The organism is uncultured Aquimarina sp. (assembly GCF_947492115.1).
GTDB lineage: Bacteria > Bacteroidota > Bacteroidia > Flavobacteriales > Flavobacteriaceae > Aquimarina.
Map to the genome: position 1 here is coordinate 519,986 of NZ_CANLMM010000004.1, position 20,699 is coordinate 540,684.

The window sequence follows — 20,699 nt, forward strand, 5'->3', positions numbered from 1 at the left end:
AATGTAAGAATTTGAAAAAAGTTTTATTGAATGCAGATGTGGGAGAAAGGGCAGGATTTGATGATCAAATTATGCCATTTATTTCGTGGTGTAATGTTGCTTGCGGTGTGCATGCAGGTGATGACGAAGGGATAAAAAAAACAATAGATTTAGCTATACAGTATAATGTAAAAATTGGAGCACATCCTTCATATCCTGATCGAGAAAATTTCGGAAGAGTGTCTATGGAAATTTCTCATGATGATTTAGTCAAAACATTGACCGATCAAATTTTGAAAGTTAAAAAGTTTACCGAACAAGCAGGTGCGATATTGCATCATGTAAAACCACATGGAGCATTGTATAATGATGCTGTAAAAAATAAAGGTATTGCTAAAGCTGTTGTTGATTCGGTTAAAAATATAGATAAAAGTTTATTATTAATATCGCCAAAAGATTCTGTTATTTCTTATTTTTACAAAGATGATTTTGAGATAAAACATGAGGTTTTTGCAGATAGGAATTATAATGATGATTTAACATTGGTGTCGCGATCCGAAGTTGGTGCGGTGATCAAAAATCCTGAAAAAGTTTTTAATCATGTTTGGAAAATGATTTCTGAAGAAAAAGTAAAAACAATCGGAGGAGAAGAAGTGGATGTTTTTTTTGATACAATTTGTGTGCATGGTGATAATCCAAAATCTGTTGAAATTTTGAAGTATATATATAAGGAGTTGACAGCTAAAAATTACGTGCTAAAATGAAGAATTCTGATGTGAAATTTGACTATAAACAATACAGTGAGAATTCAATTTTGATTCAAACCGATGTAAAAGTTGATGAAAATTTGCTGAATTTGTTGATTTTTTATAAAAAATCTATCGAGGAATTTTACGGTAAAGTAATTGTTGAAGTAATTTTATCATATAACTCGTTATTAATTTTATATGTATCCACTATAGAGAATATCTATGATAGGTTTTTTGAACTAAAATCACTGGTTTCTAAAGAGGTTTTAAAAAAGAGTGTAAAAAAACGTCTGTGGAATATACCCGTTTGCTATGATGAAAATGTGTGTCCGGAAATTGTTTCGTTTGCTGATCAAAAATCAATTAGTGTTAACGAGATTATTTCACTTCACACTACTCCATTATATGCAATTCATTTTATCGGTTTTTTACCAGGATTTTTGTATTTGAGTGGTCTTGATAAAAAATTGATAACTCCAAGAAAATCGAATCCTAGTCGTTTTGTAGAAAAAGGATCTGTGGCGATTGGTGGAAATCAAACTGGAATTTATCCATCCAATAGTCCAGGTGGTTGGCATGTAATTGGTAGAACTCCTTTGTCTTTTTTCGATGTCAATTCGGATCCTTGTTGCTTTGCTACTCCCGATGATAGAATAAAGTTTATATCGGTAACAGTAGATGAATATAACGATATAGGTTTATCCATTGCTAATGAAAATTATCAATTAATTCCTGAATATTTTTAATTGTTATGGTAGAGATTTTGTCTTCTGGAATGTATACGACGATTCAGGATAGAGGTCGTTTCGGATTTTCAAAATATGGAGTTCCACAAAGTGGTGCTATGGATAAAAGATCTTTTAAGTTAGCAAATGCTTTGTTAGGTAATGATGAGAATTGTGCGGTTATAGAGTGGATGATAATGCCGCCGATTTTAAAGTTTTATGAAGAGTCTGTAATAGTTCTCACAGGTGCAATATGTGATCCTTATATGAATGATCAACCTGTAAAATTTAATCAACCTTTAATAGTAAATAAAGGAGATGTTTTAAGGCTAAAAAATATATCAAAAGGTGTTTTTGGTTATGTAGGAATAAAAAATGGATTTTGTACGAATCGTGTTTTGAATAGTAGGTCGCAATATAAAAATATTACAGCTTCAGAAAAGTTGGTTAAAACTGATGAGATATCGTATAGGATTTATTGTGGATTTTCGACATCGTTATCTTCGGTGAAAATCGAAAGTGATTGGCTCGATCAAGAAGTTTTAGAGGTGTATCCTGGTCCTGAATATGATCTGTTAAGTGATACCGAAAAGACATCTATTTTAATGAGGAATTTTACTATTTCTAATGAGAGTAGTCGAATGGCTATTTCATTGAATGAAGAAGTGGGGAATAATCTAACTTCTATGATTTCGGTTCCAGTGTTACCAGGTACGGTTCAATTAACTCCTTCAGGTAGGTTGATTGTCTTAATGAGGGACTGCCAAACTACAGGAGGATATCCAAGAATTTTTCAATTATCAGAGGAGTCAATAAATGTTATTGCACAAAAAAGGGTAGGCGAAAGTGTAAAATTTAAAATGTCGTCTTTTTAGGTAGATTTGCTTCAATACAATATTTAATATTTTAATTTTCCATTCGATTTGAAGTTTTATAATAATTAACTGGTTAAATAGAGTTGCGTATATGTGTTGTTGGTTTTTTATGCTATAAGTTAATCTGATTATAAGTTTGTTAAGTTTGTATAAGTTGTTGATAGGGGTAAAACCACCTATGAGGTATAGGGGGAAAACCCCCCTTTGTGTATTTTTTCTGAATTTTATAGTATCTGTTTAAGTATTTGAAAATCAAAATATTGTAATTATGGTTTTTCCGTAAACAAAGTTTGCTAAAGGTTAGGGGTATTTGCGGATAATCTTGTTTTTTGAATATATTAGCGTTAATAAACCCGTTAAACAAAATATTATGGCAAAAAAAGTACAAAGACCCAAAAAGTGTATCAAAGTAGAAGAGGCTAGAGAGCTTCATGATAATTGGTGTAAAAAAAGAGGGAAAGGTCTTCAAAAGAGTTTAGGATTTGAAGATGCACGCGAGTTTCACTGGACTGTAGCTGAGATAGAGGAATATTTGGCGTATGTAAAACAAGAATCTGCGGAGCAAGGAATTAAAAACCCAGGAATCCGTGTCTATATGGGTTCATATTCGCAATCTAAATGTAAAATGGGTCGTGGTTATTCTACTTTGTTCTTTGCGCCTACAGGTTCACGTCCAGGAGCTGGTAAAGATGGTGGTGATGATGAAAATAATTATGATATTGATGCTTTTAATAGCGGATCTAGTGGCATTCCTCCTAAGAATTTCTAGAACATGATTATTTTATTCTCTTACTTGTTGTTTGAATTGTCAGCATGTGTAGCAGGAACGCTTTATATATCTAAATACCGAGATGAATTAAATTCTCGGTATTTTGTTTATTTCTTATGGTTAACTTTTGGAGTTGAAGCTATCGGTACTATACCAGGCTTAATTTATTATTATGATATGTTTCCTTTTCTTAAAGAAACTTGGTTTGAAAGTAATCATTGGTTGCAGAACGTATATCTTATCATAAATTTTTCCTTTTACGTTTGGTATTTTAATTTACAATATAAGACGAAGACTTTTAAGAGGATTTCAAAAATTGTCATTACTATCTATATAGTTTTATCTATTCTAAATCTAGTTTTTTCTGATGTGTATTTTAAATCAATTTCATCATTTACCTATATAGTTGGTACGATGTTAGTAATGATATTCGGATTTATTTATTTATTTGAAGTTTTGCAAAGCGATAAGATTTTGATTTTTTATAAAATGATTCCGTTTTATGTTGTTTTAGGTTCAATAATTTTCCATCTATTATCAACCCCTTTATTTATATATAGTAAATATTATAGCATGGAAAAAAGTCCAGAATTTGTTGATATTAGAAAGATAATTTTGAATAGTGCTATCTTTTTTATGTATACTTGCTATACAATAGGATTTCTTGTATGCTACAAAAAGAACAACTTTTACAGAAGGAACAGATCTTACTTATAGTTTATTTTACTATAATTATATTATTTTTCGCAATTTTTGGTATCGTATTCTTTGTAGCATTTCAAAGGAGGAAGAATAAATTATTATTGGAACGTTTAAAAGCAAAACAACGTTTTGATGAAGAGCTCCAAAACTCTAAGCTTGAAATCCAAGAGCAAACCCTAAAAAATGTAAGTTGGGAGCTACATGATAATATTGGTCAGTTGCTTTCTACCGCGGTCATGCAAATCAATATTTTAAGTACCAATTTAGAACCAAAGATCAAAGACTCCGTGCAAGATATCCGAAGTTTGGTTGGTGATAGTCTACAAGAAATCAGAAATCTTTCTAAAACCCTAAATCACGAAGTAATACAGAATATTGGTCTGATAAAATCTATCCAGGTTGAGTTAGATCGGTTTAAAAAACTAAATTTCCTAACACCAGAGCTTATTATCACTGGAGAAGAGTTGTTTATCAATCCTAAGGACGAAATTATCATATATCGTATCGTTCAGGAGTTTTTCTCTAATACCATAAAGCATGCAGAAGCTTCTCATCTATTGGTGAAACTGGAGTATTCACCAGATGATTTAGCAATTACCATCAAAGATGATGGAGTTGGGTATGATATGGAATCGGTGCAAGCTAATTCAGGATTATTAAATATGAAAAGTAGAGCAGCTTTGGTAAATGCAACTTTAGACTGTATTTCGGAGCCTAATAAAGGAGTATTGCTTACCTTGCAGTACCCATTTAAAGAAGAAGATAAGGTATAACAAAATTAAATCGAAAATGAAGAAAAAGACTGTTGTCATTGTAGATGATCATCTTCTATTCGCTCAATCTCTAGAAAGTCTTATAACCAACCTCGAAGGATATGAGGTTTTGGCTATTCTAAAAAACGGAAAAGAACTCACACAATATTATCTGCATAAAAGAAAAAAACCAGAACTCATCTTGCTAGATGTGAAAATGCCTGTGATGGATGGTATCCAAACCATGCAGTGGTTAAAAGAAAACCAACCAGAGCAGAAAGTATTGGCACTAACCATGGAAGATGATGAAGAAACTATCATCAAAATGCTGAGAGCAGGAGCGAGAGGGTATTTGTTAAAGGATATCCATCCAGAGAACTTCGAGTTTGCTATGAAAATGGTTATCGAACAAGGGTTTTATTATTCGAGTAAGATAGAGACTGCGCTAAAATATACAGAAAAAGCAGATGCGAAGATTACCGAAAATCTTGCTGAAAAACTAACTGATCGAGAATGGACTTTTTTAAAGTATGCTTGTTCCGAACTTACGTATAAGAATATCGCGGGTGAGATGAATTTGAGTCCTAAAACCATAGAAAATTATAGAGAAGCAGTTTTCAAAAAATTGCAAGTAAAAACAAGAGTAGGGCTTGTAATTTACTGTATGAAGAATAACTTATTTAAATTAGACTAAAGATTTCTATTCGTAACTATTTGTTTTTCAATATTAAATTTTACTATATTTATCCCCATAAATGAAAAAAACAAATTTAAATATCATTAATGTCATTATTATCGAGGTGATTATTTCATCTTGGTAAAGGGATATGATATGATACAAACTTATACTAAAATCCCTTTACGTTCGTAAAGGGATTTTTTTATGAACTGTTTTAAACCAGTTCTATGAATAAATAAAATAATGAATTTACAACAAGTAATTATTGTCCAAATTATTATCAACATCGTGATTATTATATCAGGGTGAGAAGGGTATTATGAATATATAATTTAAAAATCCCTTCTACTATTAGAAGGGATTTTTTTTAACTAAAAAAATAAAAATATGATATGTAGTGATTGTAAATAGATTAAGTGTAAGTATCTGTAAATCAGTATAAAATGATGGTTTGTGAATGGTTGGATGTTGTAAGCTTATTGAATTAAATTTAACAGTTTAGTCATTACGAAATAATTTTATACTATGGTTTATTTGGATACATGAGAATATGTTAATAAATAAGTTAAAAAAATAAGAAATCGATAAAAAATAACATTCAGATAAGGATGAGTATTAATAAATATAGTAAACGAGTTACACAAGACGATACCCAACCAGCTGCACAGGCAATGCTTCATGCTGTTGGACTAACCGATGAAGATTTTAATAAGCCATTAGTTGGTATTGCCAGTACAGGTTATGAAGGAAATCCTTGTAATATGCATTTAAATGACTTGGCCAAATTAGTAAAACAAGGTACAAGAGAAGAAGATGTGGTTGGATTAATCTTTAATACGATTGGTGTAAGTGATGGAATTTCCATGGGAACTCCAGGAATGCGTTTTTCATTACCGTCTAGAGATGTTATTGCGGATTCTATGGAAACCGTAGTACAGGCAATGTCCTATGATGGAATGGTAACAGTAGTTGGATGTGATAAGAATATGCCTGGAGCATTAATGGCGATGATTCGTTTAAATAGACCTTCGATTTTGGTATATGGAGGTACAATTGCTTCTGGATGTCATGAAGGACGAAAGCTAGATATTGTTTCGGCATTTGAAGCTTGGGGCGAAAAAGTAGCCGGAACGATGGAGAACACAGAATATAAAAGTGTTATTAAGAAAGCAATTCCTGGTGCTGGAGCTTGTGGAGGAATGTATACCGCAAATACCATGGCATCAGCGATCGAAGCTTTGGGGATGTCACTTCCGTATAATTCATCAAATCCTGCTATTAGTAAAAACAAGGAAGAAGAAAGTATCGCTGCAGGTAGAGCTATGCGAGTACTTTTAGAAAAAGATATTAAACCTTTGGATATCGTTACCAAAAAGTCATTAGAAAATGCAGTTCGTCTGGTAACGATCTTAGGAGGTTCTACAAATGCTGTACTTCATTTCTTAGCCATTGCTAGAGCGGCAGATGTAGAATTTACCTTAGCAGATTTTCAGAGAATAAGTGATGAAACTCCATTCTTAGCAGATCTAAAACCAAGTGGAAAATACCTAATGGAAGATGTTCATGATATCGGAGGGATTCCTGCTGTGTTAAAATATCTTTTAAAGAAAGGGTTATTACATGGAGATTGTTTGACCGTTACTGGAAAAACGTTGGCAGAAAACTTATTAGACGTTCCGGATTTAGAAGAAGGACAAGATGTGATAAAACCATTAGAAAATCCTATTAAAGCAACCGGACATTTAAGAATCATGTTTGGAAACTTAGCAAAAGATGGATGTGTTGCAAAAATAACTGGGAAAGAAGGTTTGAGCTTTACAGGTAAAGCCAAAGTTTTCGATAGTGAGTATGATGCGAATGATGGTATTAGGGATGGAAAAGTTCAAAAAGGAGATGTAGTCGTCATTAGGTACGAAGGTCCTAAAGGAGGTCCTGGAATGCCAGAAATGTTAAAACCAACAGCGGCAATCATGGGAGCGGGCCTTGGTAAAGAGGTTGCATTGATTACAGACGGAAGATTCTCTGGAGGAACACATGGCTTTGTTGTAGGTCATATTACTCCCGAAGCACAAGAAGGAGGTTTGATTGCATTGGTAGAAGATGGTGATATGATCACTATCGATGCTGAATCAAATTCTATTACGGTTGCTATCGAAGAAGAAGAAATAGAAAGAAGAAAAGCTGCTTGGGTTCAACCGCCGTTGAAGTTTAAAAAAGGAGTTTTATATAAATATGCCAATACAGTTTCATCTGCATCGCAGGGTTGCGTAACAGATGAATTCTAAAAAAACATTTCAGTACGAACTGAAAGAAAAATATATAGCGTAATGGAAACACAAACGCAAACAATAAAAAAAGAAACTGAAACAGCCTCTGGTCGAATGACAGGTGCTGAAGCAGTAATACATTGCCTGTTATCAGAAGGTGTAGATTTAATTTATGGATATCCTGGTGGAGCAATTATGCCAGTATATGATGAGTTATACAAGTTTCAAGATAGATTACATCACGTTCTTACGAGACATGAACAAGGTGCTACGCATGCAGCACAAGGGTATGCAAGAACTAGTGGAAAAGTCGGAGTCGCAATTGCTACTTCAGGTCCGGGAGCTACAAATTTTGTTACCGGAATTGCGGATGCGCAAATTGATTCGACGCCTATGGTTTGTATTACAGGTCAGGTAGGTTCTCATTTATTAGGATCTGATGCTTTTCAGGAAACGGATATTATAGGAATTTCTACTCCAATCACTAAATGGAATCATCAGGTCACCAAAGCTGAAGATATTCCTTCTGTGTTAGCCAAAGCATTTTATATCGCTCGTTCAGGTCGTCCTGGTCCTGTTTTGATTGATATAACAAAAGACGCTCAGTTTGGTGAACTGGATTTTAACTATGAAAAGTGTAAAGGTGTACGAAGCTATAAACCCGTTCCTGAAACAGATCCAGAAACAGTACAACAAGCCGCTCAATTAATCAATAATGCTAAGAAACCTATGATCGTCTTTGGTCAGGGAGTGATTTTAGGAGAGGCTGAAGAAGAGTTAAAAGATTTTGTAGAAAAATCTGGAATCCCTGCCGCTTGGACTATTTTAGGACTATCAGCATTGCCAACAGCTCATCCGCTAAATGTTGGAATGGTAGGAATGCATGGAAATTATGGTCCTAATAAACTTACCAATGAATGTGACTTATTAGTTGCTATCGGAATGCGATTCGATGATAGAGTTACAGGTAATTTGGAAACTTACGCAAAACAAGCAAAGATTATTCATTTTGAAATTGATCCAGCAGAGGTTAATAAAAATGTAGAAGTAGACGTTGCTGTAATGGGTAATGTTAAAAATACCCTTGCACAGATACTTCCTTTAGTTGCACCTAAAACCCATGAAAATTGGTTGCAGGAATTTAAAGATTTTGATACCGTAGAATACGAAAAAGTAATTAAAGATGAGCTGTACCCTTCTAAAGAAGGACTTTCAATGGGCGAAGTATTACGAGGAATTAATGAGGAAACTAAAGGTGATGCAGTTATTGTGTCTGATGTAGGACAGCATCAAATGATCGCTTGTCGATATGCAGAATTTGTAAAAACAAAAAGTAACGTCACCTCTGGAGGATTAGGAACTATGGGATTTGCCTTGCCTGCAGCTATAGGTGCTAAAATGGGAGCACCAGATAGAGAAGTGGTGGCAATTATTGGTGATGGAGGTTACCAAATGACCATACAAGAGTTGGGTACCATTTTTCAGACAAGAGTTCCTGTGAAAATTGTAGTGTTAAACAATGATTTCTTAGGAATGGTGCGTCAGTGGCAACAATTGTTCTTTGATAAACGATATGCCTCTACAGAAATGGTAAATCCTGATTTTATTACTATTGCCAAAGGATATCATATTGCAGCTAAAAGAGTAACAAAAAGAGAAGAATTGCAAGGTGCAATTAAAGAAATGATAGCTTCCGAAGAACCTTATTTCTTAGAAGTGTGTGTAGAAAAAGAAAATAATGTATTTCCTATGATACCCACAGGAGCGTCGGTTTCGGATATAAGATTATGTTAGTTATGGAGAGAGAGTGTTATACCATATCAGTATATACTGAGAATAATATAGGATTGTTGAATAGAATTTCTGCAATTTTCCTAAAACGTCATATTAATTTAGATAGTATGACCGCTTCTGTATCTGAAATAAAAGATGTATTTCGTTTTACTATTGTTGTAAAAATTACTGAAGAACAAGTAAAGAAATTAGTAGGTCAGATCGAAAAACAGATTGAAGTTATCAAAGCGTTTTATCATAAAGATGATGAAACGATTTATCAGGAAACTGCTTTATTTAAAGTTGCTTCAAAGTTATTATTTGAGGAGCGACAAATACAAAATGTGATTAAAGAAAGTAATGCTAATATCGTCACAGTGACTCCAGAGTTTTTTGTTCTGGAAAAAACAGGAAGACGTAAAGAAGTCGAAAAATTATATGATCAACTAGAACCTTATGGATTAATGCAATTTGTTCGATCTGGAAGAATAGCAGTAACTAAGGATAAAATGCATATATCATCTATATTAGAAGAATTTGTAGAAGAAACTGTGTAAGGGATAGCAGTGGCATCCTTTTCTAGGGGTGCCCTGAGGCTCTCGAAGGGAACCATTAGAAAAGATATAACGAATAGCCCGATCCGCCTCAAGCGGAATACACACAAAAAATAGAACAACTAAAAATCAAAATTAAATAGATTTCCGTGAGAGCGGAAGTAACCACAAATTAAGAAGGAAATGGCAAATTATTTTAATACGCTATCATTAAGAGATCAATTAACACAATTAGGAAAATGTAGATTTATGGACTCTTCTGAGTTTACAGATGGAGTAAATGCATTAAAAGGAAAGAAAATAGTAATTGTGGGATGTGGAGCACAAGGACTGAATCAAGGATTAAATATGAGAGATTCTGGTTTAGATATTTCATATACACTGAGAGAAGCAGCTATTAAAGAGCAAAGACAGTCTTATAAAAATGCTACAGAGAATGGATTTACAGTAGGAACTTATGAAGAATTAGTGCCTAATGCAGATGTGGTAATTAACCTTACACCGGATAAGCAACATACTCAAGTGGTAAATACAGTAATGCCTTTAATGAAAGAAGGAGCTACATTGTCGTATTCTCATGGATTTAATATTGTAGAAGAGGGAATGAAGGTTAGAGAAGATCTAACGGTGATTATGGTAGCACCAAAATGTCCTGGTTCTGAGGTAAGAGAAGAATATAAAAGAGGATTTGGAGTACCAACCTTAATTGCAGTACATCCAGAGAATGATCCGCAAGGACATGGCTTAGATCAAGCAAAAGCTTATGCTGTAGGAACAGGTGGTGATAGAGCAGGAGTCTTAGAATCATCATTTGTAGCTGAAGTAAAGTCGGACTTAATGGGAGAACAAACCATTTTATGTGGACTCTTACAAACGGGATCTATTCTTTGCTTTGATAAGATGGTAGAAAAAGGAATTGATCCTGGATATGCTTCGAAATTGATTCAATATGGTTGGGAAACCATTACCGAAGGGTTGAAGTATGGTGGAATTACCAATATGATGGATAGACTATCAAATCCTTCTAAAATAAAAGCATTTGAACTTTCCGAAGAGTTAAAAGATATTATGCGTCCGTTATTCCAAAAACATATGGATGATATCATTGGAGGTCATTTTTCTAAAACAATGATGGAAGATTGGGCAAATGGAGATAAAAACCTATTGTCATGGAGAGCAGAGACAGGAGAAACAGCTTTTGAAAAAACACCAGCTGGAGATGTTGAGATTTCTGAACAAGAATATTACGATAATGGAGTATTGATGGTTGCTATGGTAAGAGCAGGTGTAGAGTTAGCTTTTGAAGCCATGACTTCTTCTGGTATTATTGAAGAGTCCGCTTATTATGAGTCTTTACACGAAACTCCATTAATTGCCAATACAATAGCTCGTAAGAAATTATTTGAAATGAATCGAGTGATTTCTGATACTGCTGAGTATGGATGTTACTTATTTGATCATGCATGTAAGCCGTTATTAGCAGATTTCATGAAAAAGATTGACACTGATGTTATAGGAAAGGCTTTTGACGCTGGTAAAAACAACGGTGTAGATAATGCTAAATTAATAGAAGTTAATACGGCTTTGAGAAATCATCCAATTGAAGTTGTAGGTTCGAGACTAAGAGCTTCGATGACTGCGATGAAGCCAATAGTATAATATAAAGTTTATTTGTCTAGCTGGGTCTGTTGAAGTTTTTTTGAGATGTGTATTGTGTAATCTTTGATGGACTCAGACTGGCAGATGAATTATTACTATGTAAAGAATGAATATGGATACTGAAGTAACCACATATTTTCCGGAATTAGAAGATATCCAAAAAGCGGCCTCCACTATTAAGGAGGTCTCTATGGTTACTCCCCTAATGAATAGTATACGATACTCAAAGAAATATGATGCCAATATTTTATTAAAAAGAGAAGATCTACAAAGGGTACGGTCTTATAAAATTAGAGGAGCTTTTAATAAAATTAGCTCATTAACCAAAGAGCAATTGGCTAAAGGGGTTGTATGTGCTAGCGCTGGTAATCATGCGCAAGGTGTTGCTTTTGCTTGTCATCATTTAGGCATCGAGGGAACCGTTTATATGCCATCTGTAACACCAAAACAAAAGATTGAACAGACACAAATGTTTGGTGGAGATCAGGTGGAAATAGTTTTAGAAGGTGATACTTTTGATGATGCCTCCAAAGCAGCTAGAGATATCTGTAAAACACAAGGGAAGACGTTTGTACATCCTTTTGATGATCCTAAAACTATAGAAGGTCAAGGAACTATTGGTTTGGAAATTTTTAAGCAGGTAGATCATCCTATTGATTACATTTTTGTAGCTGTTGGAGGAGGTGGATTGGCATCTGGCTTATGTGGTGCTATGAAAGCGCTATCACCTAAAACAAAAATTATTGGAGTAGAGCCTAAAGGAGCTCCATCCATGTTGACATCTATTCAGGAAAATAAAAATACTGAGATCGTAGATATTGATAAGTTTATTGATGGTGCTGCAGTGCAAAAGGTTGGAGATTTAAATTTTGATATATGTAAATCTTATTTGTCAGATATGATAACTGTTCCTGAAGGATTGGTATGTCAAACAATTTTGGATTTGTATAATAGGGATGCAATCGTAGTAGAACCTGCAGGCGCTCTTACTTTAGCTGCTTTAGAAACTTATAAAGATAAAATCAAAGGTAAAAATGTAGTGTGTATTGTTAGTGGTAGTAATAATGATATTACACGAACTGCGGAAATTAAGGAAAGAGCATTGTTATATGCAGATTTGAAACACTATTTTATAGTTCGCTTTCCACAAAGAGCTGGTGCCTTAAAACAGTTTGTTGGAGAAATATTAGGTCCCAATGATGACATCACTCATTTCGAATACTCCAAAAAATCAAGTAGAGAAAATGGTCCTGCAGTAGTAGGAATTGAACTTAAAGATAAAAAGGATCTTCAACCTCTAATTGCGAGAATGAAGGAACATAATTTTTTTGGAGATTATCTTAACGATAAGCCAGATCTATTTCAATTTCTAGTATAGTAAGATAGGACTATTGTTCTAAAAGCCCATCTGCAATCCAATCTTCAACAATATCGATGGTAGCTTGTGGCATTCTTCCTCCTTCATCAGACGGTGGCATTACATTGAAAGCATTTGTGGTATTTATAAAACTAAATAAATTCCTATCATTTACTGCGTTTACTACTTGCTGAAAGGTAACTAGTTCCATTGGTGCCGAATTTTGTAATGGGGATCCATGGCACTCTAAACAATTGGAATCTATAATCGTTTTTACATGACCTATGTAGGTGGAAGTTTGTTCTGGAATCGGATCAGGATCGATAACTACATCTGGTTCAGTAGTTCCATCATCACTACTGCTACAACTTATTAGAATCATCGTAAATGCGCACAGTAATAGTAAAGTTGGGGATTTCATAGTTTTCAATTTTTCTTAAATATAGCAAAATTCTGAAGAGTACATCATGGTATTCTCTGATAGCACTAACGCAGACTTCTAGAATAAATTATAATGCTAATTGTATATTGTATTCTTTTAACAATTGTATATGATCTTCTAATCTAAATTCAGAAGCTTTAAATCGGTCTCTTCGTGCACTAGCATCTTCTTTTCTAATAATACTTCTTACAAAACGACGCACTGCGGTCTCGTTTTCCAGAATTAATCCAGGAACTGTAATACTTTTTCCTTCGTCATTTTTTGCAACCATGGTAAAGTAGCTAGAGTTACAATGTTTTACTTTACCAGTCATAATATTTTCTGCTTCTACACGAACACCAACCACCATAGAGGTAGTACCTACATGATTTATAGAGGCTTTCATAGTAACTAACTCTCCAACTTCGATAGGTTTTCTAAAGTCTACCTTATCTACACTTGCGGTTACACAATACGCTTCAGAATGTTTTGATCCACAAGCAAAGGCAATCTGATCCATTAAAGAAAGAATATAACCACCATGAATTTTACCACTAAAATTAGAATGCGAAGGTAGCATCAACTCTGAGATCACCACTCTGGATTCTTTTGCTGCTTTATATTTCTTCATGTACAATTACTATTTATTTCTAAAATGTGGTGATTCTTCTTCTTCGACATCGATCACAAAGTATTTAGAGTCTCCTAACCACGAAACTTTGGCAAAACGTTCTTTATACTTAAGTTTTACATATCTTCCTTGATATTCTTCGAGTTTTTTGATGACTTCTTTATTTTGGTCCTCTACCGAAAAACTGAATATTTGTGCGCCGGATATTCCCTGGCTTATTTCTCCTTCCCAGGTTTTAAATAAAACACCTTTATTACTAAATTTAATCAGTTCTCCACTTCGCACACCTTCGCTATAAGTTGCATAATAAACAGAAGCGTACCACACAGCAAAGAGTACTACGATAACAGCAATAATAATTAAAAGAATTTTTTTCATTTTAGTATAAAAGTAGCTCTAGAATTCTGGTGTGATTAGTCGTATGGCATCATCTGTACCAACATAGATCACATCATTTTCATCTATGAATAAGTTTCTAGGGTTATTAAAAGTGGCAATAGAGGGAATCCCATCCATAAATCCAATTTCTCCAGTTCCAGCGTAGGTAGTTACCATACCATCGGTATCAATTCTTTTAATTTTTTGATTACCAAAGTCTACAACAAAAATATTTCCTTGAGAATCGACAGCCACATCTAGTGGACTTGCAAATTGAGCAATATCACCTTCGCCATTAACATCTCCAGTGGTTCCTGTTCCGGCGATAGTAGAAACTATTCCTTGAGTTGTAACTCTTCTTACACTGTGATTTCCGGCATCGGCAAAAACAATATCGCCATTAGCTGCAATTGCCATACCAGCTGTAAAACTGATCAGTGCAGTGTCTGCGGGGCCATCTACAAAGCCTGCTACGCCTGTTCCGACTAAAGTATTTACTGTATTATCAGGTGCTATTCTCCGAATAGTAGCATTTCCTAATTCACTTACATAAATATTATCTGAATTATCTATAACAACTCCTATGGGTTGGGCAAATTGGGCTATACTACCATCACCGTTCACCAATCCTACATCTCCTGTACCAGCAATAGTTTCCACTGTTTCAGAAGAAAGATTTATTCTTCTAATCTTTTGGGCTGCTAAATCAGATACCACAATATTTCCCTGAGAGTCCATGGCCATACTTCTAGGATTATTAAAGGTAGCTTCTGCAAATGTACCATCCATGTCTCCAATTACACCAGTCATCCCAGTAACTGTGCTTACAATATTATCAGTATTGATTTTTCTTATTTTGTTATTACCATAATCTGATATGAATACAGATCCTTCTTCATCGGTTAATAATCCCCATAATGCAGAAAAACTTGCTTGTGCCACAGGACCATCCATATCTCCAGGCATTTCACTTCTTATCAATGTAGACACTTGAGCAGAAGTGATTACATATGTAAACTCAGGGCCCATTACGTTTTCTCCATTAAGAACAACACGAACGGTACCTGTTTGAGCTCCTCTGGGAACAATGGCAGTGATCTCCGTTTCTGTAACCGAATTAACAATGGCCTCAACATCATTAAAAAATACTGAAACAGCATTAGGATTCGTGCCAAAAGAAATACCGCTAATTGTTACTTCGGTATCTCCAGGTCCACTAGTTGGAGAAATACTTTCAATTTCTGTGGGAACAAAAACAAGATTATCTCCATCTTTTGTACAACTCGTAATACTTAGGATAGACAAAAGCAAAAGTATCTTTATATTACTTTTTTTAGAAATAAGAGAAAAAGATGCCATGTGTTGAAGTTTTAAGTTATTACAAATATAGATGTAATTTTTTTTAAAATGATTCGTAAACTTTAGTTACAAATTCATCAATATACTTGGGTTCCAACCACCTAGTTATAATCACAAGGTTTTGTTCTTGATCGATTACTATAAAATTACCTCCGAAACCAGCGGCATAATACAGATGTTCTGGTAATCCTTTCCAATGGCGACTTCCTTTTTTATTTAACCACCACATAAATCCGTAATTGTTATTGGCGCTAGAAGGTTGTACTGCTTCCTGTATCCATTTTTTAGAAATCAATTGCTTGTCTTTCCAAACCCCATTATTCATAAATAGTAATCCAAAACGTGCATGATCTAATGTATTAATAAATAAACCACCACCAGAATGACCGCCACCGCTTACAGATTGCATCTGCATACCATCTATGGTTGCCCATGAATTATCATATCCATACCATCTCCAAGTGGAAGATGCTCCAATTGGATCCATTATATGATGTTTAAGGATTTGGGGTAATGGCTTGCGCCAAACATTAAGTAATGAGTAGGCTAATACATTTACTCGTACATCATTGTATTCAAACACGGTTCCTGGATCATTTAATTTTCTATGTTTCCAATCATCAACTCCTCCAGTATTTGGAGGACGATCACCCCAATCATATCCGCCCCATAACTGTCCAGACCAGTCTGATGATTGTGTTAATAAATGTCGCCAACTTATTTTTTTATTATGAGATCCATCAAAAGTATGATCCCATACATATTTATAAGTGAGATCATCAACAGAGCTAATTAGTTTTGCATCTATGGCTAAGCCTGTGATTGTAGAAAGGTAACTTTTCGTTACACTAAATGTCATATCTACACGATCAGTATCTCCCCACTTGGCAATAATATATCCGTTTTTTAAAATCAAACCAGCTGGCGCACCTCTCTTTTTTGTAGGTCCAAGTATTTGATGATAAGGTTCGCGCTCAAAACCTTTTAAGATGGCAATTCGTAAATCTTTAGATCCAGAATACTCATTTGCTTCTGCATAGGCAATAGCTTCATTTAGCTTATTCGAATTTATATTAAATTCTGATGGACTTTTTTCTTCCCAATTTCCTCTTTCTGGGAAATATAGTTCTTGCGATATCCCAAGGTTAACAATAAGCCCAAAAAGAAATGTAAAGATGTGTGTGTGTTTACTTTTCATGAGTTCGAATTCTTTTGTTTGATCATTTTTTTAATGAGCAAGAATATACCCACGGCAAATAGTACACGTCCTATAAAGGAAAATATACTAATTCCAGTAGATATATAAGAATAGCTTGTGTGTTCCCATTTTTGATAAAAAGCAAACTGTACAAATGCTATTTGTCCAATTATAACAGATAGAAATATTATGACGTTTCCAATTAAAATTAGCGTTCCGTCTATTTGGGAGCCCATTTTTAATAAATAGTAAATGCTTATGATGATAAATAGTAAGGAAGGAATAGCATATACTAAGCCCATTAATAATTGTATCATCACCTGAGTAGTATTTGAGTCTATCATTTTTAATTACATTTCGTTGTCTTCGGAAGCTCTTTTGATAATTGCTTCTGGCAATGATTTCTTAGCTTTAGCTCCCATCTTTTTTAGTTTTTCAACACTAGTGATCAAGTTACCTCTTCCTTCAACTAATTTATTCATTGCGGATGCGTAGTCTTTTTTGGCATCATCAATCTTTTTACCAACTCCAGTAAGATCTTTCATAAGTCCTTCGAACTTATCATAAAGCGCTCCAGCCTGTCTTGCAATTTCTATCGCATTACGTTGTTGTTTCTCATTATTCCACATGGTATCAATAGTACGAAGAGTAGCTAGTAGGGTAGAAGGAGTAACAATAACGATATTCTTCTCAAACGCTTGATTGTATAATTTGTTATCTTCATTGATGGCGATGGCAAATGCTGGTTCAATAGGTACAAAAAGTAATACAAAATCAGGGGATTCGATATCATAAAGATCTTGATAGTTTTTTTCGGCAAGTTGATCAATATGACGTCTTAAAGAGGTAATATGTTCTTTTAAATAAGTATTTCTGAGAGTTTCATCATCTTCATTTACATAGCGCTCATAGGCAGTTAATGTCACCTTAGAGTCAATGATCATTTTTTTGTTATCGGGCAGATGAATTACCACATCTGGCAATACTCGCTGTCCTTCTGTCGTAGTAAAACTTTGTTGTACAAAATACTCTCTATCTTTTTCTAATCCAGATTTTTCTAAAACTCGTTCTAATACCAATTCTCCCCAATTTCCTTGCATCTTACTATCACCTTTTAAAGCTTTGGTAAGATTGGTCGCCTCTTTACTCATTTGTTCGTTAAGATCTTTAAGCCCTAGTATTTGTTGGCGTAATGCAGCATGGTAGTCAATACTTTCTTTATGTGTTTGCTCTACCTTTTTCTCGAAAGTATTGATCTTTTCCTGTAACGGATTTAGGATGTTTTTGATGTTTTCTTTATTCTGCTCTGTAAACTTGTTAGATTTCTCATCTAATATTTTGTTTGCTAGGTTTTCAAACTCTTTGGTGAATTTTTCTTGTAGCTTTTCTACTTCTCCTTTTTGTTCTTGATTTTTGAGTTGTAGGTTTTCGAATTCGGTATTACGTCTGGTGAGTTCTGTGTTTAAAAATTCTTTTTCTCTTCTAATTTCATCACGTTCTTTACCAATTTCTAAAAGTTGCTTTTCTAGGGTTTCTTTCTGTATTTGTTGTTGCTCTTTGGTAAGTTCTAACTGCTGCGTAGCTGTTTTTTTAGTTTCTTCTAGTTGTAATTGCAACTGATTGCTACGTTCGTTAAGGGCGCTCTGATCGCTTTTGTTTTTAAGCGACGAAACGTATTTACCAACAAAAAAACCAATGATAATGGCAATAACTGCAACTAGCAGTAATATGTATTCTGACATGTGAATTTTATTTACTCTATGATAGAGATTTTAATTTTCAGAGACTAGTCTCTAGATAAAAAATAAGCTTATAATAACACGTTGATATTTACTCAAGTGTTATTTAATCAAAGATAAAAATTTAGGAGTAAGAAGAGATGATGAAGTATAAGTAATTATCTACATTATAATTCTTCCTCTAAATCTTTTAAGGTTTTTAAAAGATTAACGATATGCCTTTCGGAATGATTACGCATAATAAACTCAAAATACCATAGCGCATCCTGTTCGCTAGTATTTTTAAATCTCCACTGGACTTCCATCAAATCCTTGATAATATCCGATAGATCATCATTAGCATCACCTAATCCCGTATCAGGTTTTGTCATTTCAAAAGGATCTAAGATCATCTGATAGAAACCTAATTTTGGAAAATTGGATCTAATAGTATTCGATATTTTTTCGAAATTAAAATCTGGAGGATCAGGATAGTCTTTTTCATCTACTGGAGTTTTACCTGCTATGGCTAAGTATTCTTGATATAAAGAGATTAATGCTTGTTTAAGAGCAAGTTCTCCATTAGGGATGTTAAGTTTGGGAGTAGTGCCCCATTGAATTATAGGTTCTATAATGGAAATAAGATGATGCAATGTTATGGTGGTTTTATAAAATCTAAATTATAGAATTATAACCAAAACCAAACTACAATTTAAAAAAACTTACACAACCGCATGCTGCACCTATACCCAAAGGAGATGGAGCTCCACCAGAACCAGTAATAGCTCTGGAAGCAAATGCTGAAATAGGAGAAGTACTGGTAAAAAGATAGCTAAAAGTTCCATCACCATTATTGATGGTATTTACCGTATGATCTCCTAGTGTAAGTCCTGGGATACTGGCATAAGGAACATTTTGTAACCATATTTGATAATTAAATCCAACACTTGTAGCATTTCTTACTTGTAATTGGAAAGGATTCCCAGAACCATTCTGACCATCATCAAAGAAATTGATTACCATATCGGTTGTAGGAGTTCCAGTGGGTCCTGTTACTCCTGGATTTACTCTATAAGTAATTCTTCTATTGGTAATAACTGTACAAGATTTGTTGGATAAAATAACACCAACTCTACTTGTACTAACACAACCAGAGGTTGTATTCCTCGTTTCTGCATAATAACTACCTGCTACAGATGTAGAATAGCTTGTATTGCCTGCCAATAAAAGGGTTCCTCCGGTAGCTGCATCGTACCAGTCTACAGTTTCACCTGCTCCAACAGCAGCAGTAAGTGTTCCGCTAATACCAAAACAAACCGTTTGATTGCCTCCACTTACCGGAGGATTTGGTGCTCCATTCACCACTACATCTATAGATTCTGAAATGCTATTAGAAAAGCTGTCGGTAATTGTTACCGTATACGTATATGTTCCTATGGCGGTAATACTACTTTCTGTAGGATCTTGTAAAGTAGAACTAAAAGAATATCCACCAGGCCCTGTTCCGGACCAACTAAAAGTAGCACCACTACTACCAGCACCTCCTGGATTGGCAAATAAATTTAATGTTTGCCCTACACATAAAGGTCCATTAGAAGTGGGACTTACATTTAGAGTTCCTCCATTATTATTTATATCACCAAAATCATAATCCACTCCACCACCACCGCCATTACAAGAAGCAAAAACAGAAGTTCCTATTGTGATAGTTTTCGTAGCGTTACAAGGGCTATCTTCAACTAAATTACCTCCATTAATAACAATAGAAGCATTAGCAGGAAGTGCTAAATCAGTATTGTTACTAGTCCATTCGGCTATTCCTCCTGTGTTTAAGGTGATTAAAGGCGTGTCTAAACTAGAATCTGCATCTACGAACATTGTTCCGGGACCAATAGAAAGCGAATTAAAACTATTTGGAATAGTAGAATTGATAGTTACTTCAGAATTTCCAATGATAGATATATCGTTGGTGCCGGCTACCTGACCAGGATAGTTTGTAGCGGGTACCCAGGTGGTACCATTAAAAACTTCCCAGATAGCAACATTAGTCCAGTTACCATCCAAACCATTGGTTCTATAATCATTTACCGACTGAGCGGATAATTGAAATAGGCTCAATAATAAAAATAGGGGTAATAAAAATTTTACCATATG

At 34.4% G+C, this 20,699-nt stretch carries 20 protein-coding genes; 11 read left to right on the plus strand and 9 right to left on the minus strand.

The features are described 5' to 3' along the window. Positions 1–11 precede the first annotated feature (11 nt). From pxpA to ilvA, 11 genes are all read left to right on the plus strand, one after another. A complete protein-coding gene (gene pxpA / locus Q1A73_RS15385) occupies positions 12–743 on the plus strand; it encodes a 5-oxoprolinase subunit PxpA (protein WP_299607162.1) in 732 nt (243 codons plus the stop codon). Then, the gene (gene pxpB, locus Q1A73_RS15390; RefSeq protein ID WP_299607164.1) at positions 740–1,474 is read left to right on the plus strand and encodes a 5-oxoprolinase subunit PxpB; all 735 of its coding nucleotides are present in this window, start codon (positions 740–742) and stop codon (positions 1,472–1,474) included. The genes pxpA and pxpB overlap by 4 nt, the downstream gene beginning before the upstream one ends. A gap of 5 nt (positions 1,475–1,479) precedes the next feature. Then, on the plus strand, positions 1,480–2,328 hold the full coding sequence (locus tag Q1A73_RS15395) for a biotin-dependent carboxyltransferase family protein (RefSeq protein WP_299607166.1): 849 nt from the start codon (positions 1,480–1,482) through the stop codon (positions 2,326–2,328). A gap of 370 nt (positions 2,329–2,698) precedes the next feature. Continuing rightward, positions 2,699–3,097, plus strand: a complete 399-nt coding sequence (locus Q1A73_RS15400) for a hypothetical protein (RefSeq protein ID WP_299607167.1) — start codon at positions 2,699–2,701, stop codon at positions 3,095–3,097. Between the two features lie 803 nt (positions 3,098–3,900). Continuing rightward, positions 3,901–4,572 carry an ATP-binding protein gene (locus tag Q1A73_RS15405; RefSeq protein ID WP_299607168.1) on the plus strand — a complete coding sequence of 224 codons (672 nt, stop codon included), beginning with the start codon at positions 3,901–3,903 and terminating at the stop codon, positions 4,570–4,572. A gap of 16 nt (positions 4,573–4,588) precedes the next feature. Next, positions 4,589–5,245 (plus strand): response regulator transcription factor, encoded by a 657-nt coding sequence (locus tag Q1A73_RS15410; protein ID WP_299607169.1) that lies wholly within the window; start codon positions 4,589–4,591, stop codon positions 5,243–5,245. Between the two features lie 593 nt (positions 5,246–5,838). After that, positions 5,839–7,515, plus strand: a complete 1,677-nt coding sequence (ilvD, locus tag Q1A73_RS15415; protein ID WP_299607170.1) for a dihydroxy-acid dehydratase — start codon at positions 5,839–5,841, stop codon at positions 7,513–7,515. A gap of 42 nt (positions 7,516–7,557) precedes the next feature. Next, positions 7,558–9,291, plus strand: coding sequence for a biosynthetic-type acetolactate synthase large subunit (gene ilvB / locus Q1A73_RS15420; protein ID WP_299607171.1), 1,734 nt, complete (start codon positions 7,558–7,560; stop codon positions 9,289–9,291). A 2-nt stretch (positions 9,292–9,293) separates the two neighbouring features. Next, on the plus strand, positions 9,294–9,827 hold the full coding sequence (gene ilvN / locus Q1A73_RS15425; RefSeq protein ID WP_299607173.1) for an acetolactate synthase small subunit: 534 nt from the start codon (positions 9,294–9,296) through the stop codon (positions 9,825–9,827). Between the two features lie 180 nt (positions 9,828–10,007). Beyond that, complete coding sequence (ilvC, locus tag Q1A73_RS15430) at positions 10,008–11,483, plus strand: ketol-acid reductoisomerase (RefSeq protein ID WP_299607175.1); 1,476 nt, start codon at positions 10,008–10,010, stop codon at positions 11,481–11,483. 112 nt (positions 11,484–11,595) lie between these two features. After that, positions 11,596–12,861 carry a threonine ammonia-lyase IlvA gene (ilvA, locus tag Q1A73_RS15435; protein WP_299607177.1) on the plus strand — a complete coding sequence of 422 codons (1,266 nt, stop codon included), beginning with the start codon at positions 11,596–11,598 and terminating at the stop codon, positions 12,859–12,861. 10 nt (positions 12,862–12,871) lie between these two features. Here ilvA and Q1A73_RS15440 read toward each other — a convergent pair whose 3' ends face one another. From Q1A73_RS15440 to Q1A73_RS15480, 9 genes are all read right to left on the minus strand, one after another. Beyond that, entirely contained in the window at positions 12,872–13,261 is a 390-nt protein-coding gene (locus tag Q1A73_RS15440; protein WP_299607179.1) for a hypothetical protein, read from the minus strand. 88 nt (positions 13,262–13,349) lie between these two features. Further along, the gene (locus tag Q1A73_RS15445; RefSeq protein WP_299607180.1) at positions 13,350–13,892 is read right to left on the minus strand and encodes an acyl-CoA thioesterase; all 543 of its coding nucleotides are present in this window, start codon (positions 13,890–13,892) and stop codon (positions 13,350–13,352) included. 9 nt (positions 13,893–13,901) lie between these two features. Further along, positions 13,902–14,270: a 6-phosphogluconate dehydrogenase gene (locus Q1A73_RS15450; RefSeq protein ID WP_299607181.1), complete on the minus strand. Its 369-nt coding sequence runs from the start codon at positions 14,268–14,270 to the stop codon at positions 13,902–13,904. Positions 14,271–14,288: 18 nt separating this feature from the next. After that, on the minus strand, positions 14,289–15,629 hold the full coding sequence (locus Q1A73_RS15455; RefSeq protein WP_299607183.1) for an IPT/TIG domain-containing protein: 1,341 nt from the start codon (positions 15,627–15,629) through the stop codon (positions 14,289–14,291). Positions 15,630–15,672: 43 nt separating this feature from the next. After that, the gene (locus tag Q1A73_RS15460; RefSeq protein WP_299607185.1) at positions 15,673–16,827 is read right to left on the minus strand and encodes a serine hydrolase; all 1,155 of its coding nucleotides are present in this window, start codon (positions 16,825–16,827) and stop codon (positions 15,673–15,675) included. After that, the gene (locus tag Q1A73_RS15465) at positions 16,824–17,171 is read right to left on the minus strand and encodes a hypothetical protein (protein ID WP_299607187.1); all 348 of its coding nucleotides are present in this window, start codon (positions 17,169–17,171) and stop codon (positions 16,824–16,826) included. Before Q1A73_RS15465 ends, Q1A73_RS15460 begins: the two co-directional genes overlap by 4 nt. 6 nt (positions 17,172–17,177) lie before the next feature. After that, the gene (gene rmuC, locus Q1A73_RS15470; RefSeq protein ID WP_299607189.1) at positions 17,178–18,569 is read right to left on the minus strand and encodes a DNA recombination protein RmuC; all 1,392 of its coding nucleotides are present in this window, start codon (positions 18,567–18,569) and stop codon (positions 17,178–17,180) included. A 164-nt stretch (positions 18,570–18,733) separates the two neighbouring features. Then, positions 18,734–19,198: a DUF5063 domain-containing protein gene (locus Q1A73_RS15475; RefSeq protein WP_299607191.1), complete on the minus strand. Its 465-nt coding sequence runs from the start codon at positions 19,196–19,198 to the stop codon at positions 18,734–18,736. Between the two features lie 52 nt (positions 19,199–19,250). Beyond that, the gene (locus Q1A73_RS15480; protein WP_299607193.1) at positions 19,251–20,696 is read right to left on the minus strand and encodes a hypothetical protein; all 1,446 of its coding nucleotides are present in this window, start codon (positions 20,694–20,696) and stop codon (positions 19,251–19,253) included. Between the last annotated feature and the right edge of the window lie 3 nt (positions 20,697–20,699).